Annotated in this window: 15 protein-coding genes; 4 read left to right on the plus strand and 11 right to left on the minus strand. The window is 71.8% G+C overall.

Annotated features, from left to right (window positions below; translation table 11 throughout):
• Nucleotides 1-3: 3 nt before the first annotated feature.
• The 3 genes from mmsB to V6N00_RS07150 are packed head-to-tail and all read right to left on the minus strand — an operon-like array spanning nucleotide 4 to nucleotide 3,655.
• Entirely contained in the window at nucleotides 4-1,017 is a 1,014-nt protein-coding gene (gene mmsB, locus V6N00_RS07140; protein WP_334231386.1) for a 3-hydroxyisobutyrate dehydrogenase, read from the minus strand.
• The gene (locus tag V6N00_RS07145; protein WP_334231387.1) at nucleotides 1,014-2,156 is read right to left on the minus strand and encodes an enoyl-CoA hydratase/isomerase family protein; all 1,143 of its coding nucleotides are present in this window, start codon (nucleotides 2,154-2,156) and stop codon (nucleotides 1,014-1,016) included. Before V6N00_RS07145 ends, mmsB begins: the two co-directional genes overlap by 4 nt.
• On the minus strand, nucleotides 2,156-3,655 hold the full coding sequence (locus V6N00_RS07150) for a CoA-acylating methylmalonate-semialdehyde dehydrogenase (protein ID WP_334231388.1): 1,500 nt from the start codon (nucleotides 3,653-3,655) through the stop codon (nucleotides 2,156-2,158). The genes V6N00_RS07145 and V6N00_RS07150 overlap by 1 nt, the downstream gene beginning before the upstream one ends.
• Before the next feature lie 161 nt (nucleotides 3,656-3,816).
• On the opposite strand from V6N00_RS07150, the gene V6N00_RS07155 reads away from it, so the two are divergent.
• The gene (locus V6N00_RS07155) at nucleotides 3,817-4,620 is read left to right on the plus strand and encodes an exodeoxyribonuclease III (RefSeq protein ID WP_334231389.1); all 804 of its coding nucleotides are present in this window, start codon (nucleotides 3,817-3,819) and stop codon (nucleotides 4,618-4,620) included.
• Between the two features lie 21 nt (nucleotides 4,621-4,641).
• A complete protein-coding gene (locus V6N00_RS07160; RefSeq protein WP_334231390.1) occupies nucleotides 4,642-5,484 on the plus strand; it encodes a DUF8083 family protein in 843 nt (280 codons plus the stop codon).
• Nucleotides 5,485-5,530: 46 nt separating this feature from the next.
• Here V6N00_RS07160 and V6N00_RS07165 read toward each other — a convergent pair whose 3' ends face one another.
• The 5 genes from V6N00_RS07165 to V6N00_RS07185 form a co-directional block, all read right to left on the minus strand.
• Complete coding sequence (locus V6N00_RS07165; RefSeq protein ID WP_334231391.1) at nucleotides 5,531-6,670, minus strand: LacI family DNA-binding transcriptional regulator; 1,140 nt, start codon at nucleotides 6,668-6,670, stop codon at nucleotides 5,531-5,533.
• Between the two features lie 158 nt (nucleotides 6,671-6,828).
• Nucleotides 6,829-7,098, minus strand: coding sequence for a hypothetical protein (locus V6N00_RS07170; RefSeq protein ID WP_334231392.1), 270 nt, complete (start codon nucleotides 7,096-7,098; stop codon nucleotides 6,829-6,831).
• Between the two features lie 20 nt (nucleotides 7,099-7,118).
• Entirely contained in the window at nucleotides 7,119-8,018 is a 900-nt protein-coding gene (locus tag V6N00_RS07175; protein WP_334231393.1) for a carbohydrate ABC transporter permease, read from the minus strand.
• Nucleotides 8,015-8,938, minus strand: a complete 924-nt coding sequence (locus V6N00_RS07180; RefSeq protein ID WP_334231641.1) for a carbohydrate ABC transporter permease — start codon at nucleotides 8,936-8,938, stop codon at nucleotides 8,015-8,017. The genes V6N00_RS07175 and V6N00_RS07180 overlap by 4 nt, the downstream gene beginning before the upstream one ends.
• Before the next feature lie 207 nt (nucleotides 8,939-9,145).
• Nucleotides 9,146-10,438: an ABC transporter substrate-binding protein gene (locus V6N00_RS07185; RefSeq protein ID WP_334231394.1), complete on the minus strand. Its 1,293-nt coding sequence runs from the start codon at nucleotides 10,436-10,438 to the stop codon at nucleotides 9,146-9,148.
• 200 nt (nucleotides 10,439-10,638) lie between these two features.
• Here V6N00_RS07185 and V6N00_RS07190 point away from each other — a divergent pair, with 200 nt between their 5' ends.
• On the plus strand, nucleotides 10,639-12,327 hold the full coding sequence (locus tag V6N00_RS07190) for a glycoside hydrolase family 13 protein (RefSeq protein ID WP_334231395.1): 1,689 nt from the start codon (nucleotides 10,639-10,641) through the stop codon (nucleotides 12,325-12,327).
• Nucleotides 12,328-12,620: 293 nt separating this feature from the next.
• Here the strand turns inward: V6N00_RS07190 and V6N00_RS07195 are convergent, their stop codons facing one another.
• Both V6N00_RS07195 and V6N00_RS07200 read right to left on the minus strand, forming a co-directional pair.
• The gene (locus tag V6N00_RS07195) at nucleotides 12,621-13,073 is read right to left on the minus strand and encodes an Asp23/Gls24 family envelope stress response protein (protein ID WP_334231396.1); all 453 of its coding nucleotides are present in this window, start codon (nucleotides 13,071-13,073) and stop codon (nucleotides 12,621-12,623) included.
• A 79-nt stretch (nucleotides 13,074-13,152) separates the two neighbouring features.
• Nucleotides 13,153-13,758: a TetR/AcrR family transcriptional regulator gene (locus V6N00_RS07200; protein WP_334231397.1), complete on the minus strand. Its 606-nt coding sequence runs from the start codon at nucleotides 13,756-13,758 to the stop codon at nucleotides 13,153-13,155.
• Nucleotides 13,759-13,908: 150 nt separating this feature from the next.
• On the opposite strand from V6N00_RS07200, the gene V6N00_RS07205 reads away from it, so the two are divergent.
• On the plus strand, nucleotides 13,909-14,934 hold the full coding sequence (locus tag V6N00_RS07205; RefSeq protein ID WP_334231398.1) for an aldo/keto reductase: 1,026 nt from the start codon (nucleotides 13,909-13,911) through the stop codon (nucleotides 14,932-14,934).
• Nucleotides 14,935-14,974: 40 nt separating this feature from the next.
• Here the strand turns inward: V6N00_RS07205 and V6N00_RS07210 are convergent, their stop codons facing one another.
• The gene (locus tag V6N00_RS07210) at nucleotides 14,975-15,976 is read right to left on the minus strand and encodes a LacI family DNA-binding transcriptional regulator (RefSeq protein WP_334231399.1); all 1,002 of its coding nucleotides are present in this window, start codon (nucleotides 15,974-15,976) and stop codon (nucleotides 14,975-14,977) included.
• Between the last annotated feature and the right edge of the window lie 49 nt (nucleotides 15,977-16,025).

Consider the following 16,025-nt stretch of genomic DNA (forward strand, 5'->3'; position numbering starts at 1 on the left):
CCCTCACCCTCCCACGCCGGCGTCGCCGGAAGCGGCCCCGTCGGCAGCCGAGCCGCCCGCCGAGGCGTCCCGGATGTCCGTGATGATGCCGGAGAAGTCCCGGGTGGCGCCCTCCCCGGCGGCGTACCGCTGGTAGATGGCGGCCGCGGCCGGGCCGATCTCGGCGGCGACGCCGGTGCTCTCGAGCGCGGCGAGCGCGAGACCGAGGTCCTTGGCCATCAGTGCCCCGGCGAAACCGGGCCGGTAGTCCCGGTTGGCGGGGCTCGTGGGCACCGGCCCGGGCACGGGGCAGTTGGTCGTGACCGACCAGCACTGACCGGACGCGGTGGAGATGACGTCGAAGAGCGCCTGGTGCGTCAGCCCGAGCTTCTCGCCCAGCACGAAGGCCTCGGAGGAGACGATCATGCTCGCGCCCAGGATCATGTTGTTGCAGATCTTGGCCGCCTGCCCGGCGCCGTGGGCCCCGCAGTGCACGATCTTCCGGCCCATCACCTCGAGCAGCGGCATCAACTGCGGCAGGTCGGCCTCGTCCGCGCCGACCATGAAGGTCAGCGTGCCGGCCTCGGCACCGACGACGCCGCCCGAGACGGGCGCGTCCGCACTGCGGTGCCCGGCCGAGAGCGCGGCCTCGGCGGCCTCGCGGGACTCCTCGACGGTGATGGTCGAGCAGTCCAGGAACAGCGTGCCGGGCTCGGCGGCGGCGAGCAGCCCCGGCCCGTCCTCCTCTCCCCGGTAGGCGCGCAGCAGGTGGGCGCCGCTGGGGAACATGGTGATCACGATCCGCGCGCCGGACGCGGCGGTGACGGCGTCGTCGGCGACGGGAATGCCGGCGGCGCGGGCGGCGTCGAGTGCGGCGGGCACGACGTCGAACCCGGCCACGTCGTATCCGGCGGCGACCAGGTTGGCGGCCATCGGCAGGCCCATGTGCCCGAGGCCCAGGAAGGCGATACGGCTTGCCCTCCCGGACTCGGCAGACGGATCGGCCGGATCCGCAGGGGTCGGCGTGGTCTCGGTCATGATGCGTCCTTCGCTGCCGTGCCGGCGACCTCCGCCGGCGTGAGGTTCAGTTCCCGGTCACCCAGGGGCGCGAAACAGGCCTCGACCGCGGCCGGGTCCACCTCCGCGAGCGTGGGCGGGTCCCAGTGCGGGGTCCGGTCCTTGTCGACGACCTGGGCACGCACGCCCTCGGGGAAGTCGTGGCCCTGCAGCAGGCGCAGGCCCACGCGGTACTCGTCGGCCAGGACGTCCTCGAGCCGGTCGGCGTCCCGCGCCCGGCGCACGCCCTCGAAGGTGACGGCCACCGAGGTCGGCGACTTCTCCCGGATGGTCGCCGCGGTCGCGGCGGCCTCCTCGTGACCGGTCCGGCCGAGCGCGTCGAGGCGGTCCAGGACCGCCGCCGGGGACTCACTGCCGTACGCGTCGTCGAGCCAGGCCCGGCCGGCCGCGAGCGCCGACGGCGGGACCTCGGTGGTCGCGTACCGCGCGACGACGGCGTCCGCGTCCTCGGACTCGAGCGCGGTGGCGATCGCGTCGAGGTCCTCGGAGGCCACCAGGTGGTCGGCCAGGCCCAGGTACAGGGCGTCCGCGGCGTCCAGGTGGGCGCCGGTCAGCGCCGCGTGCAGCCCCGCGCCCCCGGTGCGGGAGAGCAGCAACGTGCCGCCGACGTCGGGCGCGAACCCGATGGTCGTCTCGGGCATGCCGCTGCGGGTGCGCTCGGTGACCAGCCGGTGGCTGCCGTGCGCGGAGATCCCGATGCCACCGCCGAGCACGAGCCCGTCCATGAAGGCGACGTACGGCTTCGGGTAGGCCGCGACGATCGCGTCGAGCAGGTACTCGCGCGCCCAGAACCGCTCGCTCGCGGACGTGTCGCGCTCGCCGTTCGCCCTCGTCGAGCCGGCCTCGCCCGTCGTCATGTCCCGGTAGATCGCCACGATGTCACCGCCGGCACACAGGCCCCGGTCACCCGCCCCGCGGACGAGCACCTGGGCGACGGCGTCGTCGTCCCGCCAGGCGGCCAGCGCGGAGAGCATCAGCTCGACCATCTCGGCGGTCAGGGCGTTGACGGCACGCGGCCGGTTCAGGGTGATGACGCCCAGGTGGCCCCGGACCGCGGTGAGGACGGGCGGCTCGACGGCGCCCGCCGGTTCGGCCGTCATCAGCTGCCCTCGGGCATCACGAAGCTGGCGCCGGAGCGAATGCCCGACGGCCAGCGCGTGGTGACCGTCTTGGTGCGCGTGTAGAAACGGAACGCGTCGGCGCCGTGCTGGTTGAGGTCACCGAAGCCCGACGCCTTCCAGCCGCCGAAGGTGTAGTAGGCGATCGGCACCGGGATCGGCACGTTGACGCCGACCATGCCGACCTCGACGCGGGACGCGAAGTCGCGCGCCGCGTCCCCGTCACGCGTGAAGATGGCGACGCCGTTGCCGTACTGGTGCTCGCTGGGCAGCCGGAGGGCCTCCTCGTAGTCGGCGGCGCGGATCACGGAGAGCACGGGCCCGAAGATCTCCTCGCGGTAGAGCTCCATCTCGGGGCGGACCCGGTCGAACAGGGTGGGGCCGACCCAGAAGCCGTCCGGGTAGCCGTCGACGGTGCGGCCGCGGCCGTCGGCCACCAGCTCGGCGCCCTCCTCGACGCCGGTGGCGATCGCGGCCTCGATGCGCTCCTTCGCGGCGGCGCTGACGACCGGCCCGAAGTCGGCGTCCGGATCGGTGGCCTCGCCCAGGCGCAACCCGTCGATGCGCTCCTTGAGCCGCGCGACGAGCGCGTCCGCGGTCTGCTCCCCCACGGGCACGGCGACGGAGATGGCCATGCAGCGTTCACCGGCGGAGCCGTAGCCGGCGCCGATCAGGGCATCGGCGGCCATGTCCAGGTCCGCGTCCGGGAGGATGATCATGTGGTTCTTCGCGCCGCCGAAGCACTGGGCGCGCTTGCCGTTGGCGGCCGCGTGCGCGTAGATGCTCTGGGCGATCGGCGTGGAGCCGACGAAGCCGACGGCCTTGACCCGCGGGTCGTCCAGCAGCGCGTCGACCGCGACCTTGTCGCCGTTGACGACGCTGAAGATGCCGTCGGGCAGGCCGGCCTCGGTGAGCAGCTCGGCCAGGCGCAGCGGCACGGAGGGGTCCCGCTCGGAGGGCTTGAGCACGAAGGCGTTGCCGGCGGCGAGCGCCGGGCCGGCCTTCCACAGCGGGATCATCGCGGGGAAGTTGAACGGCGTGATGCCGGCGACGACGCCGAGGGGCTGCCGCAGCGAGTGCACGTCGATGCCGGTGCCCACGCTGTCGGAGAACTCGCCCTTGAGCAGGTGCGGGGCGGCGGCGCAGAACTCGACCACCTCGATGCCGCGCGCGATGTCGCCCTTGGCGTCGGCCAGGGTCTTGCCGTGCTCGCCGGAGAGCAGAGCGGCCAGCTCGTCCACGTGTTCGTTGACGAGATCGACGAACCGCAGCAGGACGCGGGCGCGGCGCTGCGGGTTCGTGGCCGCCCAGCCCTGCTGCGCCGCGGCGGCGACGCCGACGATGTCGGCCACCTCGTCCACGTCGGCCAGGGGCACGCGGGACGTCACCTGTCCCGTCGCGGGGTCGTAGACGTCGCCGAAGCGGCCGGACGTGCCGTCCCGGTGGGCACCGCCGCTGTAGTGGGTGAGATCGCGCGTCACCGGAGCTCCTTCGCATCGGGTACCGAGGATCGCGGACCGCCGCTCGGGGTCGAGCCGGTGTGATCCACGTCTCCCCCAGATTACTGGGACATCCTAGTAATTGGCCAGCCGGGCACGGCGGCCGCGGTGGCGGCACCCCCGCGCCTTGGTACGTTGGAGCGGTGAGGATCGCGACCTGGAATGTGAACTCCCTGCGGGCCCGCGCCGACCGCGTGGAGGCCTGGCTGGACCGCTCGGACGTGGACGTCCTGGCGATCCAGGAGACCAAGTGCAAGGACGAGAACTTCCCCTGGGACCTGTTCGAGCGCCTCGGCTACGAGGTCGCCCACTTCGGCGTGAGCCAGTGGAACGGGGTGGCCATCGCCTCCCGCGTCGGGCTGGCGGACGTCCAGCGCACCTTCGACGGCCAGCCCACGTTCGGCAAGGACGGGGAGGACGCCGTGCAGGAGTCCCGGGCGATCGCGGCCACCTGCGGCGGCGTGCGCGTGTGGAGCCTCTACGTGCCCAACGGCCGGGACCGGAACGACCCGCACATGCAGTACAAGATCGACTGGCTCGGTGTCCTGAAGGACCAGGCGGCCGGCTGGATCGCCGCCGATCCGGACGCCCAGGTGGCTCTCGTCGGCGACTGGAACGTGGCCCCGCGCGACGAGGACGTGTGGGACATCGAGCTGTTCGAGCGCGAGGAGTCCACCCACGTCAGCCCCGCCGAGCGCGCCGCCTTCACCGCGTTCGAGGAGGCCGGGTACAGCGACGTCGTCCGCCCGTACACGCCCGGCCCCGGCGTCTACACGTACTGGGACTACAAGCAGCTGCGTTTCCCGCGCCGGGAGGGCATGCGCATCGACTTCGTGCTCGGCTCACCCGCCCTCGCCGCGCGGGTCACGGGCGCCTCGATCGACCGGCAGGAACGCAAGGGAAAGGGCGCGTCGGACCACGCCCCCGTGGTGGTGGAGCTCGCGTGAGCGCGGGTCTACGCTGACCCCATGGTCGGCATCGTGGCGGTCGGAGGGACGTACGACGTCGCCGTCGGCCTGCCCTTCCAGTCGCACCTGCGGGTGTACGAGCCGTTGCGCGCCTTCGAGCCGCACGGTCTGATCGGCGACGCCGAGGACCCCGCCGCCGCGGATCGGCAGGACATGCTCGCCTCCCTCGCCCGGGCCTGCGAGCCGCGCTACCAGCCCTTCCCCGTCGGGCCCGAGCACGTCCGCGCGCTCGACGTGACGGACGAGGCCGGCGCCACCCACACCCTCTTCAACCCCGGCCAGCTCGGCGTCCGCGCCCTGCTCGCCGCCGAGAAACTGAGCAACGCCGTCTCGACCGACCTGGCCGAGCTCGTCGTGCCCGGTGAGGCCCTCGAACGTCACCTCGACGACCTGCGCACCTCGGACGGGACCGACCGGCTGCACACCCGCACCGCGACGTGGGGCGTGCCCCTGGCGTGGTTCGCGCTCTTCAGCGAGGAGGACCCCGTGCAGGTCTTCCGCTCCGGCGGCCGGATCCGCAACTGCCGCCTGTGCGCCGGGATCGAGGAGGCGCGCGGGCGCGTCCACTTCGCGACGAGCAACCTCGCCGCCGTCGTCCCCGAGATGGACCTGCTCAGCGAACTGGCCGAGCTGTCGGAATGGCTCGACGGGTTCGACGACGGCGCGGCCGTCGCTCTGGACTACGGGCAGGTCGCGGAGACCGTCTATCCCGACGACTCCCCGTCGGACCTGCGGCTGGGCATCGAATGCCTCGCGGAGGCGGACCTGACCGGAGCGGCCGCCGCCTACCGGCGCCTGGCCGGCCGGTGGCTGCCGATCAAGCAGCTCGCCCGCGCGTCCTGACCGCGCGCCTGACCCCGGCAGGCCGTGCCGTCGGCCGGCGGTGTCCTCAGACGGTCCGCGCGCGAGACCGGTTCAGCCCGGCACCCATCGGCCGGGACGCCGCGTGACCACCAGCCCGCTCGATCACGCCGCGACCCGCGCGGCTGCTGCCCGACGCGGCCGTGGCCAGGAGCGGAGCCGGACCGGTGCTGCGGCGGAGGATGAGCTCGTGCGGCTCGGTCGCGGGCTGGTCGGTCGGCACGCCCGGCTCGTGCTCGAGCTCGGCGAGCAGTATCGACGCCGCTCGCTCCCCCGCCGCGATCGGGTCCTGCCGGATCGTCGTCAGCCCGAAGACCTCGGAGAACTCGTGGTCGTCGATGCCGATGACCGAGACGTCCTCGGGAACCCGCAGGCCGGCCTCCGCCGCCGCGAGCAGGGCGCCGAACGCCATCTCGTCCGAGGAGGCGACGATCCCGGTGGGCCGCCGTCCAGGGTCGCCGGCCAGGGCCCGGGCGACGACGTCCTTCGCGGTGCCCACGGCGTAGTCGCCGAACAGGGTCGACTCCGGGCCCACGGCCAGGCCGGCCGCAGCCACCGCATCCTCGAAACCGGCGGCCCGCAGCCGCGGGACGGAGAAGTCGATGCCGAAGGACCCGCCGCCGGCCAGGTGGACGATCCGCTCGTGACCGAGGCCGAGGAGGTGCTCGGTCGCGTCCCGCACGGCCGCACGGTCGTCGATGCTGATGTGCCGGCAGCCCTCGACCGGACCGCCGACCACGATGACGGGCTGTTCCAGCGCGTGCAGCGCCGCCAGTTCCTCGTCGGTCAGGGCCATGCAGAGCACCACGAGTCCGTCGATCCGCTTGCGCAGCATCGACCGGTGGAACACCCGTTCCCGGTTGGTGCCGTGGCCGCCGAGACTGTAGAGGTCCAGGTCGTACCCCCGGGAGCGCAGCTTCCGGTCCACGCCCTCGATCGCACTGGAGAAGTACCAGCGGTGGACCACGGGCACGAGCACGCCGATGGCCATGTTCCGGCCGGTGGCCAGGCCCGCCGCCGAGGACGAGGCGACGTACCCCATGGCATCGGCGATCGCCAGGACCCGGTCCCGGGTGTCCGGCGAGACGCCGGCCCGGCCGCGCAGGGCGCGGGAGACGGTGGCCGTGGAGACACCGGCGCGCGCAGCGACCTCGTCGATGCTGGGCATGGGAGGAGAACCTTCCCGGTGAGACCGATGGATGGACGGGTGAGGTGGGGGGGGGGGGGGGGGGGGGGGGGGGGGGGGGGNCCTCGTCGATGCTGGGCATGGGAGGAGAACCTTCCCGGTGAGACCGATGGATGGACGGGTGAGGTGCGGCGCCGGCGTCAGGACGCGCGGCGCCGCACCGGAACCCGGGGAAGCCGGCGGCGCAGCCGCCAGAGGCCGACGACGACGACGGCGAGGACGACGGCGCCGACGAACCACGTCCACGCCTGCTGCCCGGTCACCGCCGTGTAGACGCCGATGCCGGCGACGGCGATGACGGCGAACGCGAGGAAGCCGATCACGGCTTCGAGGTGCTCGGCTATCCGCACCCGACGCAGTTCGTCCTCGCGGTCGAACTCGTCCTCGTCGTCGTCGTCCACATATCGCATGCCGGCGGTGTCCTCCCCTGCTACTTCACGCCGCCGGCCGTGAGGCCGTCGACGATCCGCCGCTGGAAGATGAGCACGAGGATGACCAGCGGGATGGTCACGACCGTGCCCGCCGCCATGACCGTGGTGTACGGCTCCTGGTGCTGGATCGCACCCGCGAAGTACGCGATGGCGACCGTGACCGTGCGGGTGGACTCGTTGGAGAGCTGGCTCGCGATGAGGAACTCGTTCCACGCCGAGATGAACGCCAGGATCGCCGTCGTGAACACCGCCGGTGCCGCGAGCGGCATGATCACCTTCCGGAACGCCTCACCCGGGGTGCAGCCGTCCATCCGCGCCGCCTCCTCGAGCTCCCACGGCATCTCGCGGAAGAAGGAGGTGAGGGTGTAGACGGTCAGCGGCAGCACGAACGAGATGCTCGGGATGATCAGCGCCTGGTAGGTGCCGATCCACCCGATCGTGGTGAACAGCTGGAACAGCGGCGTCACCAGGGCGACGCCCGGGAACATCGAGGCCCCCAGGATGAAGCCGAGGATGAGGAACTTGCCGCGGAAGTTCAGCCGCGCGAGCGCGTACGCCGCGAACACGCCGACGAGCAGCGAGATCACCGTCGTCACGATCGAGACGAAGAGGCTGTTCCCGAGCGCCAGCAGGAAGTGGTTGCCGGTGCTCTCGTCGAACGCGGCCCGGAAGTTGTCCAGGGTCACGTGCGTCGGCCAGGGCGTGTTGTCGAACGTGTAGTTCACGTCGCGGAACGCGGTCACGACCATCCAGTAGAACGGCGCCAGGCACCACAGGAGGATGATGACCGCGCTGATGTAGGTGCGGATGTTCGCCCACCGGTCGCGCCGGCTGGCGGAGTTGTTCGGGATGAGCTCCTGCTCGGCCTGTCCGGCCGCAGGCCCCGCGACGGCGGTCATGCTGCCACCTTCTTCCGCTTGCGGCGCTTCGGACCGGCGCCCTCGACGACGTTGGCTCCCAGGAACTTCACGAAGATGAAGGCCACCAGGAAGATGATGATGAAGGTGATGGTCGACAGGGCGGCCGCACTGTTGATGCCGGCACGCATCTGCTGGATCACGAGGATGGACAGCGTCGTCGTCCCGTTGGCGCCGCCGGTCAGGATGGCCGGCAGGTCGTACATGCGCAACGCGTCCAGGACGCGGAACAGGATGGCGACCATGAGGGCCGGCTTGACCAGCGGAAGGGTGATCTGGACGAACCGCTGCCAGGCGGTCGTGCCGTCGACCTTGGCGGCCTCGTACACCTCCGCGGGGATCAGCTGCAGGCCGGCCAGGATGAGCAGCGCCATGAACGGCGTCGTCTTCCAGGTGTCGGCGATGATGATGGCCCAGCGGGCGGGCCACTCACTGCCCGTCCAGAGGATGGTCTGGCCGATCAGATGGTTCAGGATGCCGTCCGCGGCGAAGATGAAGTACCAGAGCTTCGCGGTGACGGCGGTCGGGATGGCCCACGGCACGAGGACGGCCGCACGCAGCAGGCCCCGGCCCTTGAACTTGCGGGCCATGATCGTCGCCATCCAGAAGCCGAGGACGGTCTCCAGGATCACGGTGACGATGGTGAAGAGGAAGGTGACGCCGGTGGCCGACCAGAACTGGCCGCCGATGCTGCCGTCCGGGCAGGTGAAGGCGCCCGCGCCGGCGGGGCACTGCTGGAGCAGCCACGCCGTGTAGTTGCTGAAGCCAGCGGGTCCTCCGGCCACGAACAGGCCGGTCGCGGGGTCGAGGCCCTCGTCCTTCTGGAAGGAGAGGGTGATCGCGCTGATCACCGGATACAGGATCACGATGCCCAGCAGGATCAGGGTGGGAGCCAGCAGCATGGTCGCCTGGCGCCCGTGAGTCTTCTCCGCCCGTTCCTCGAGCGGTTGGGGCGCCGTGCCGCCGCCGTTGAGGTCGGTCTCGTCCACAGCCGTCGACATGGTCCCTCCTTTCGTGCGCGCCCGGTACTGGCCCGGGTCACCGAATGATGATGAGAGAAAGGGGACCGGGGGCGGGACCGGCTGTCCGTGCCCGCCCCCGGCGTCGAATCACTGGGAGCCGGCGGTCGCGGCCGTCAGTGCCTTGTTCATGTCGTCGAGCGCGGTGCTGACGTCCTTGTCACCCTTGATCGCGGCGTAGGCGTTGTCCTGGATCGCCTTCGTCACCGCGGGGTAGAACGGGGTCACCGGGCGCGGCACGGCGTTGTCGATCGAGGTCTTCAGCACGGGCAGGTACGGCAGCTCCTTGACCACGGCGGAGTCCGTGTACAGGGACCCGAGCACCGGGGCCAGCGAGCCGTTGATCGCGAACGCCTTCTGCTGCTCCTCGCTGGTGACGAAGTTCAGGAAGTCGTGCGCGGTCGCCTTGTTCTTCGAGTAGACGCTGATGGCCGAGCTGTGACCGCCGAGCGAGGAGGCACCCGGGCCGTCCTTGCCGGGCAGCGGCGCCATGCCGAACTTGTCCGCGACCTTCGAGCCGGTGCCCTTGAGCAGGTTGTACACGTACGGCCAGTTGCGCAGGAACAGCAGGTTGCCGTTCTGGAACGCCGCGCGGGACTGCTCCTCCTGGTAGGTGATCGCCTCCTTGGGGATGTCCCCGTTCTTGTAGGCGTCGGCCAGGTTCTGCAGGCCCTGCTTGGCCTGGTCCGAGTTGACGGCGGGCTTGCCGCTGTCGTCCAGGATCTTGCCGCCGGCCGAGTTGATCGCCTCGGAGGCGTTGACCGTCAGGCCCTCGTACTTGGCGAACTGACCCGCGTAGCAGCCCATGTTGTTCTTCTTGGCGATATTGCAGTCCTTCATCATCTCGTCCCACGTCTTCGGAGGGGTCGGGACAAGGTCCTTGCGGTACCAGAGGATGGCGCCGTCGGAGGACTGCGGGGCGGCATACAGCGTGTTGTTGTAGGTCGCCGCCTTGACCGTCGAGGGGATCATCTTCGACGTGTCGAGCGCCATCGTGTCCTTGAGCGGCTGGAGCCAGCCCTTGGCCGCGAACTCGGCGGTCCACACGACGTCGACACTGACGACGTCGTAGTTCGGGTTCTTGACCTGGAAGTTCTTCACCAGGTCGTCGTGCTGCTGATCGGCGTTGTCCGACTGCTCCTTGAACGTGACCTTCTCGTTCGGGTGAGCAGCGTTCCACTTGGCGATCATCGGGGCGACGACGTTGGAGTTGTCCTTGCCCTGCACGTACGTGATCGGGCCGCGGCCCTCCATGTTGGCGGATGCATCGCTGTTCTGCTGACCCCCGCCGCCGGAGCTGGAACCGCCGCCCCCACAGGCGGCCAGCGACAGGGCCATGGCACTCGCCATCGCCAGGGGGACGATCTTCTTCCGCATTCCCATTCTGGTTCTCCTCATTGAGACGTGCCACGAACGGACAGGCCCGTTGCCTCCAGTGACGTGCGTCATAGTAGTGACGCGACGTCATCGTATGCAAGCGCTTACGCCCATGAGAGAGTGGATGGCGCCGAATCGTTACCGGCGGTCTGACCAGCACCTGCGCACGGACCGAGCCACGACCGATCATCCCAGGAGAGGAACCTGTGACCCTCGAACCCGCCCCGGCCGACACCCGGACCACCCCCTGGTGGGCCGATGCCGTCATCTACCAGGTGTACCCGCGGTCCTTCGCGGACGCCGACGGTGACGGGATGGGCGACCTGCCGGGCATCACCGCCCGGCTCGAGCATCTCGCGGCCCTCGGCGTCGACGCTCTCTGGCTCTCGCCGTTCTACCTCTCCCCCCAGCACGACGCAGGGTACGACGTGGCCGACTACCGGCAGGTCGATCCCCGGTTCGGCACGCTCGAGGACTTCGACGCGCTGCGGGAGAAGGCCGACCGGCTCGGGATCCGCACGATCGTGGACCTCGTGCCCAACCACACCTCCGACGAGCACGTCTGGTTCCAGGCGGCCCTCGCGGCGGCACCGGGATCCCCCGAGCGGGACCGCTACATCTTCCGGGACGGCCGCGGACCGGACGGCACCGAGCCGCCGAACAACTGGACTTCCGTGTTCGGCGGTCCCGGCTGGACGCGCGTGCCGGACGGCCAGTGGTACCTCCACCTCTTCGACGTCACGCAGCCCGACCTGAACTGGCACAACCCCGAGGTGGTGGCCGAGTTCGACGACGTCATCCGCTTCTGGCTGGACCGCGGCGTGGACGGGTTCCGCGTCGACGTCGCCCACGGCCTCGTCAAGCACCCGGACCTGCCGGACTGGGACGGGCACACGGCCATGGTCGAGGGCACCACCCACGCCGACGGGGCGGACCCGATCGAGGAGCACGTGCCGGCGCCGATGTTCGACCAGGACGGCGTGCACGAGATCTACCGGCACTGGAACGACATCCTCGGCGAGTACGACGGCGACCGCATGATGGTCGCCGAGGCCTGGGTCGAGCCGGCGCCGCGCCTGGCCAAGTACGTGCGGGCCGACGAGATGCAGCAGGCCTTCAACTTCGAGTTCCTCATCGAGGGCTGGGACGCCGCCGGGATGGCGCGCGCCGTGGACAGCGTGATGACCGCGAACGAGGCCGTCGGGGCACCCACCACGTGGGTGCTGTCCAACCACGACGTCGTGCGGCACGCCAGCCGCTTCGGCCTGGCCGACCCGACGGGCCGCGCCGCCGGCATCGGCGCCGAGGACGAGCAGCCCGACGCGGGAATCGGCCTGCGGCGCGCCCGCGCGGCGACGCTCGCGATGCTGGCCCTGCCCGGGTCCGCCTACCTGTACCAGGGCGAGGAGCTCGGCCTGCCCGAGGCCACGGCGCTGCCCGCCGAGGTGCGCGAGGACCCGACCTTCGTGCGCAGCGGCGGCGCCGACGTCGGCCGCGACGGCTGCCGGGTGCCCCTGCCCTGGACGGCCGGCGCCCCGGCCTACGGCTTCTCCCCCACCGGAGCGAGCTGGCTGCCCCAGCCCGCGTCCTTCGCCGACCACGCCGTGGACGTCCAGGAGGGCGTGCCCGGGTCGACGCTCGAGCTCTACCGGCAGGTGATCGCGCTGCGGCGCGAGTTGCGGCTGGGCACCGGCACGATGGCGTGGGCGCAGGTGCACGCCCCGGCGCAGGGCATCCTCGCCTTCACCACGTCGGGCCTGCTCGTGGTGCTCAACACCTCGGACCGGGCGTTCGAGCTGCCGGCCGGCGCGGAGCTGCTGCTCGCGAGCGTTCCGGACGCCGTCGACGGTGGCGCCCTGGTGCCGGACGCGGCGGTCTGGCTGCGCCTGCCCTGATCTCTCCCCACACCGCGAAACGGGCGGCACCCTCGTGGGGTGCCGGCCGCTCGTGTCTGCGGCTGCCGTCGTGTCTGCGGCTGCGGTCGGGGGTGCCGCCTGTGCGTGCGGATTGCGAGCCGGTCCCGCGACACGCCATGGCGATCGGGGATGGAGCGCCCTATCCCGTTCCGCCTCGGCGGGTCGCGGGACGGAGCTGAGCGGCGCTCCCGGCCGTTCACGTCCGCGGCAGCCAGGAAGAGTCGAGCCGGTATCGGAAATCAGCCGGTATCGGACTCCCGCCGGATCGGAGCTCAGTCGAGGCGGGGGCGTTCCGCCCGTTCGGCACGCTCGAGGCGGCCGTCGGGCACGTGCACGTCGGCGACCTCCACGTTGACCTCGGTCACCTGCAGCCCGACGAGGCGCTCGACGTCGTGGTGGACGGCGGCGCGGACCAGCTCGGCCGTCTCCCGCAGCGGCTCCCCGAACTCGGCGATGAGCACGACGTCGACGGCGATCTGGCGGCTACCCACTTCGACGCGCACCCCGCTGCGGGTGTCGTCCGCACCGACGGCCTCCCGGATCGCGCCGATCGCCCGCGGCGTCCCGGCCCCCAGGGTGTGGACACCGCGCACCCGCCGGGCGGCGAGCGCGGCGATCCGGACGGCGGCGGCCTCGGCGATGTGCGTCGTACCGGCCATCTCCTCGTCGCGGCGGTCCCGGTGCGGAACGGCCGGCGCGGTCGCGCGGCTCTCGAGCGGGCTCACGGTTCTCCTCCGGGTCGGGGCGGATGTCAACTGGCCCCAGCGTATCGATCGGCAGGCGGAGTCGGGCCGAACACCCGCGTCAGTCGGCGGGGCTCCGCAGTCCGGCCAACAGCAGCCGCACCATTCGGGCCTCGCGGCCGGACGCGCGCGACGACGGGCCGCCTCCGTGGCACAGGTTCGCGACAGCGGCGAGGAACTCCGCGGCGTCGACGCGCCGGCTGATGTCGCCGGACGCGATCGCGGCGGAGAGCAGCCGCTCGAGGGTGGGCACGAGCCGCGTCGCGAAGGCCGCGGCGAGGGGCTCGTACGCCGTGTCCCCGGAGTGCAGCGCCGCGGCGAGGCCCTGCTTGGTCGCGACGAACCCGGTGAAACGCATGATCCACGCGTCGAGCGCCTCGCCCGGAGGCATCGCCGCCTCCATCTCCTCCGCCGCGTCGACGCAGGCGTCCAGCTCGCGCCGGAAGACCGCGGAGATGAGGTCGGACCGCAGCGGGAAGTGCCGGTAGAGGGTGCCGACGCCGACGCCGGCACGGTCGGCGATCGTGCGCACCGGCGCGGCCACTCCCGCCTCGGCGAACACCGTCGTCGCCGCCTCGACGAGGGCATCCGCGTTCCCTCGGGCGTCGGCACGCATCCGGCGATGCTCGACCGCGCCGTCGTCGCTGGTGCGCGAGACCGCGGACATCAGAGCCTCCCTTGTGCCGGAACGTTGTTCCGCCTACAGTAGCGGACACCGAACCGGAACGTCGTTCCGAATCGCGATGAGCCCGTCGGCAGGTGCCGGACAGCACGGCCGCTCGGATCGCGAGCCACACCACCAGACCAGGAGCAGACCATGCAGTACCGCACCCTCGGCCGCACCGGCATCAAGGTCACGCCCCACGCGCTCGGCGCGATGATGCTCGGATCGCTCGGCAACCCGGATCGCGAGCAGGGCATCGCGATCATCCACCGCGCGCTCGACGCCGGAATCAATGTCGTGGACACCGCGGATCGCTACGGCGACTCGGAGGAGGTCGTCGGCATCGCGCTGAAGGGCCGGCGCGACGAGGTCGTCCTCGCGACCAAGTTCTACGGGCCCGTCGACGACGACCTCAACCACCGCGGCGCGTCCCGCCGCTGGATCGTGCAGGCGGTCGAGCGCTCGCTCCGGCGCCTGCAGACCGACTGGATCGACCTCTACCAACTGCACCGCCCCGACCCCGACACGGACATCGACGAGACCCTCTCCGCGATGACCGATCTCGTCCGGCAGGGCAAGGTCCGCGCCATCGGTACGTCGTCGATGCGCGGCTCGGAGATCGTGGAAGCGCAGTGGGTGTCGGAGCGCCGCGGGTTCGAGCGGTTCCGCACGGAGCAGCCGAACTACTCGATCCTGGACCGGGAGATCGAGCGCGAGATCCTGCCGGTCACCCAGCGGTACGGCATGGGCACCCTCGTCTACAGCCCCCTCGCGGGTGGGACGCTGACCGGGCGGTACCGCGCCGGGCAGGCCAACGACAACTTCCGCTCGACCCGCACCGGCATGCGCCATTTCCGCGACGAGCGCCGGCTCGCCGCCGTCGAGGAACTCGTCGCCCTCGCCGACGACCTCGGCGTGCCCCTGACGCACCTGGCCATGGCCTTCGCGATCGCCCACCCCGGCGTCACGTCCGCCATCGCCGGGCCGCGGACCATGGAGCAGCTCGAGGACACCCTGGCGGGCATGGAGCTCACACTCTCCGACGAGGTGCTGGACCGCATCGACGCGATCGTGCCGCCCGGCGAGAGCATCGGCGCCATGGACATGGTCTACCGCGGCCCCGAGGTCGCCGACGCCAGCCTGCGCCGGCGTCCGGCAGCGGAGCGCTCGGCGGCCTGACACCGTCCCCCGCGCCGGACTCGCAACCGTCAGCGCGCCGTCAACGAATTCGCGCGCTGGTCGAGCCGCGGACGACGAGCTCGGCGTCGAAGAGGAGCTCGCGTCGGGGGTGCGGGTTGCCCTCCAGGTCCGCCGCGAGCCCGCGGATGGCCGCGGACGCCAGCGCCTGTACGGGCTGCCGCAGGGTGGTCAGCGGCGGATCGGTGAAGTTCATCATCGCCGAGCCGTCGAACCCGACGACCGAGACGTCCTGCGGCACCCGCCGCCCGGCGGCGCGAGCCCCCTGGATGGCGCCGAGGGCGAGGAAGTCCGACGCCGCGACGAATCCCGTGACGCCGTCGCGCGCCGCGGACTCCGCCGCACCGCGCGCCCATTCCAGGGAGTAGTCGCCGCACAGCTCGATCGCGTCGACGTCGCCCGCGGCCGACGCGGCCGCCGCGAAGCCGGCGCTCTTCCGGCGCGCAGGCGTGTAGCGGACGGGACCGTTGACCAGCGCGATCCGGCGGTGCCCGAGCGAGTGCAGGTGCCGCACGGCCGTCGCGGCAGCAGCGGCGTCGTCGGTCGAGACCGCGGTGGCGTCCAGACCCGCGACCGGGCCGTTGATGAGGGCGAGGGGAACGCCGTTCTCACGGAGCGCGAAGTAGTGCTCGAGGTCCGCATGCGGATCCGAGTGGACACCCGAGACGAAGATGATGCCCGACACCCCGTGCTCGCGCAGGAGCTCGACGGAGGCCGCCTCGGCCGCGACGCCGGCGCGGCGGGTGGCCAGCAGCGCGGCGAGCCGGAACGTGGGCAGCGTCTGCTCGATGGCCTGCGCGAAGAGCGGGAAGATCGGGTTCTCGAGTTCGGCGACGACGACGCCGACGAGGCTGAGCCGTCGCGACTGCAGCTGATCGGGACGCTGGTACCCGAGGACGTCGACCGCGGCGAGGACCCGGGTGCGGGCGTCCTCGGAGACACCGGGCCGGTTGTTGAGCGCGCGGGAGGCGGTCGCGACGCTGACGCCGGCGCGTGCGGCAATCTCTTCGAGCCGGGCGACCATGCCCTTACCGTACTGGCTCGCCACGCCCGAACGAGCTGCCGTGCTCTTC

It is taken from the genome of Tersicoccus mangrovi, assembly GCF_036881825.1.
Classification (GTDB): Bacteria; Actinomycetota; Actinomycetes; order Actinomycetales; family Micrococcaceae; genus Tersicoccus; species Tersicoccus mangrovi.